Origin of the sequence: Microbacterium sp. K41, from assembly GCF_004794395.1 — a bacterium.
Lineage (GTDB): Bacteria > Actinomycetota > Actinomycetes > Actinomycetales > Microbacteriaceae > Microbacterium > Microbacterium sufflavum.
Window position 1 is genome coordinate 1 of the sequence record NZ_SSDO01000489.1, and the last position, 2,757, is coordinate 2,757.

Below are 2,757 nucleotides of genomic sequence, written 5' to 3' on the forward strand. Positions count from 1 at the left end.
GGTGTCGAGGCCCGGCGGCACGTCGAACGGCACGAGCGACACCAGCCGCAGGGAGACCTCGGCCGCCCCGGCGAGGGCGACGGCCTGGTCGAGCACGCCCTCCGCACCCGGACGCGTGCCGACCGCGACCGTGACGCGCGGGAGCACGTGGTCGTCCTGCTGCGCGAGCCCCGACGGCGCGAGGGCGACCGGGATCGGCGAGGAGTGCAGCAGCTCGGACGCGACGCTGCCGAGGCGGTGACGGCCGAAGAGGCCGCCGCCCGCGGTGCCGATCACGATCACGCTCGCGTCGAACTCCTCGCCCGCCGCGATGAGCCCCTCCGCGAACGACTCGGAGAAGCGCACGTGGCCGCTGCGCACCAGTTCCTGCGGGAGCCGCACGACCGCGTCCTGCAGCCACTTCCGTGCCTGCGTGCGGATCACGTCCTCATACGCGCGCTCCGGCGGGACGGCCGCGCTGCGGGTGCCCTCGGTGGGGAGCACGATCACCAGGTGCAGCGTCGCGCCGATGCTGCGGGCCAGCCGGGCGCCCAGCGCCGCAGCGTCCGCCCCCGCGTCCGTCGCCGTGTAGCCGACTACGACCGAGCCGGTCATCAGCCGATGCTCTCGGGAGCGCCGGCCTCGCGGCGGGCGTCGACGATGTTCGCCGCGACGAGGTGGCCCATGCGGATCGCCCCGTCGACGTGCTGGTAACCCGCTCCGGCCATGTCGCTGCAGGCGAAGTGGATCGGTCCGACCGGCGTGCGCAGGTCGGCGCCGTAGCGGTGCAGCCCGCCGAGGTCGAAGCTCGCGGCGTACGCGCCCCGCGTCCACTCCTCGCTGCCCCAGTCGCTCTCGTAGTACACGACCGGGTTCTTGGCCTCCGGGCCGTAGTAGTGCGACAGCGACTCGAGGATGCGCTCCTTGCGCTCCTCGGCCGACAGCTCGAACACGCCGTCGGCGTTGGCATCGGAGACGAAGCCGACCAGGGTGCCGCGCTCGTCGCCGTGGTTGGTGTTGTCGTACGCCTCGTGCGAGAGCTCGTACGGGCTGAACGCCGTGCCGCTCAGGCCCTGCTCGCGCCAGAACGGCCGGTCGTAGACGGCGTGCACCTTGATGACGAAGCCCATCGACAGGTGCTGGTGCAGCTGGTGCTGGCGACGCGGCAGCGGCGGGACGAAGGAGATGCGGTTGTAGAGGATGGGGGCGTGCGCGAGGATCGCGTACCGTGCGCGGACCGTGAGGTCGTCGGTGGTCGCCACGACCCCGTCATCCGACCACTCCAGGCTGCGGACGGGCTGGTTCAGCAGCACGTCCTCCCCCAGGCGCTCGGCGAGACGCAGCGGCACCTGCTGCAGGCCTCCGACCACGCGCTTGTCGAGGATGAAGTCGGCGTCAACGAGGTTCGAGTAGGAGCCGGCGGAGGCCGCCATGAGCAGCGACTGCAGCAGCGAGAAGGAGTGCGTCGGCTTGGTCAGCATCGCCGAGCCGGTAGCGAAGGCGAGGTTGCGTACGGCCTCGTCGTCGTCGGTCTGCGAGCGCAGCCAGGCGTCCCACGAGATGGAGTCCCACTCCGCCGCGTTCGGGTGCTCCCACGGCTTGTCCGGGTCGATCTCGGCCACCAGGGCGTCGAGGATGCCGGTGATGCGGGCGATCACGGCCTCGGTCTCCGGCGACACCGGGAACATCTCGCCCGTGAAGCGGTGCGCCTGACCGTCGGGGCCGACGTAGACGCTGTCGCCCTCGCGGTAGCGGCTGTAGGTCTCGAGCCCGAGCTCCTCGATCGCGTCCTTCAGGGCGTCCTGGTCGGGCGACACCCACTGGCCGCCGATCTCGAGCATGGCGCCGTCGATCACGTCGGTCCACAGCCGGCCGCCCACGCGGTCGCGGGCCTCCAGCACGGCGACCGACAGGCCGGCCTTGCGCAGATCGTTGGCGGCCGTGAGCCCTGCGGCTCCGGCGCCGACGATCAGCACGTCGCGAGTGATCTCAGCCATCTGCAACTCCTTCGTCGTCGGGGGATGTGGGGGATGAAGTACCGGCCGCGTCCCGAAATCCCCCGATCCGGGGACGCGGCCGGACAGCGGGGTCAGGCCGAGGCGAGCGCCTGCGCGACGACGTCGAGGCCCTCGTTCAGCAGCTCGTCGCCGATCGACAGCGGCGGCAGGAAGCGGATGACGTTGCCGTAGGTGCCGCACGTGAGCACGATCACGCCCTGCGCGATGCAGGCCTTCGCGACCGCGGCGGTGAGCGCGGCGTCGGGGGCCTTGGTCTCGGGGTCGACGAACTCTGCTGCGACCATCGCGCCGTGTCCGCGCACGTCGCCGATGCGGGCGTCGTCGGACTGCAGCGCGGTGAGGCGGCCGATGAGGATCTCGCCGATCTCGCGGGCGCGCTCGATCACGCCGTCGTTCTCGAACACGTCGATCGCGGCGAGGGCCGCGGCGCACGCGATCGGGTTGCCGCCGTAGGTGCCGCCGAGGCCGCCCGAGTGCGAGGCGTCCATGATCTCGGCGCGACCGGTGACCGCGGCCAGCGGCAGGCCGCCCGCAATGCCCTTGGCCGTGGTGATGAGGTCGGGCTCGATGCCGAAGATCTCGCTGGCGAACATGTGGCCCGTGCGGGCGAAGCCGGTCTGCACCTCGTCGGCGATGAACACCACGCCGTTCGCGCGGCACCACTCGACGATCGCGGGGAGGAAGCCCTCGGCGGGGACGATGAAGCCGCCCTCGCCCTGGATCGGCTCGATGACGACGGCGGCGAGGTTGTCCGCGCCGA

Annotated in this window: 3 protein-coding genes; all 3 read right to left on the reverse strand. The window is 72.0% G+C overall.

What is annotated here, in order from left to right:
- Nucleotides 1–594, reverse strand: a 594-nt coding sequence (locus tag DW309_RS16205) for a universal stress protein (RefSeq protein WP_136045950.1), incomplete at its 3' end; no start/stop codon positions are given.
- Entirely contained in the window at nucleotides 594–1,976 is a 1,383-nt protein-coding gene (locus tag DW309_RS16210; protein ID WP_136029586.1) for a flavin monoamine oxidase family protein, read from the reverse strand. The genes DW309_RS16205 and DW309_RS16210, both read right to left, overlap by 1 nt.
- 92 nt (nucleotides 1,977–2,068) lie before the next feature.
- Nucleotides 2,069–2,757: aminotransferase class III-fold pyridoxal phosphate-dependent enzyme (locus DW309_RS16215; RefSeq protein WP_136045951.1), on the reverse strand; the 689-nt coding region annotated here is incomplete at its 5' end.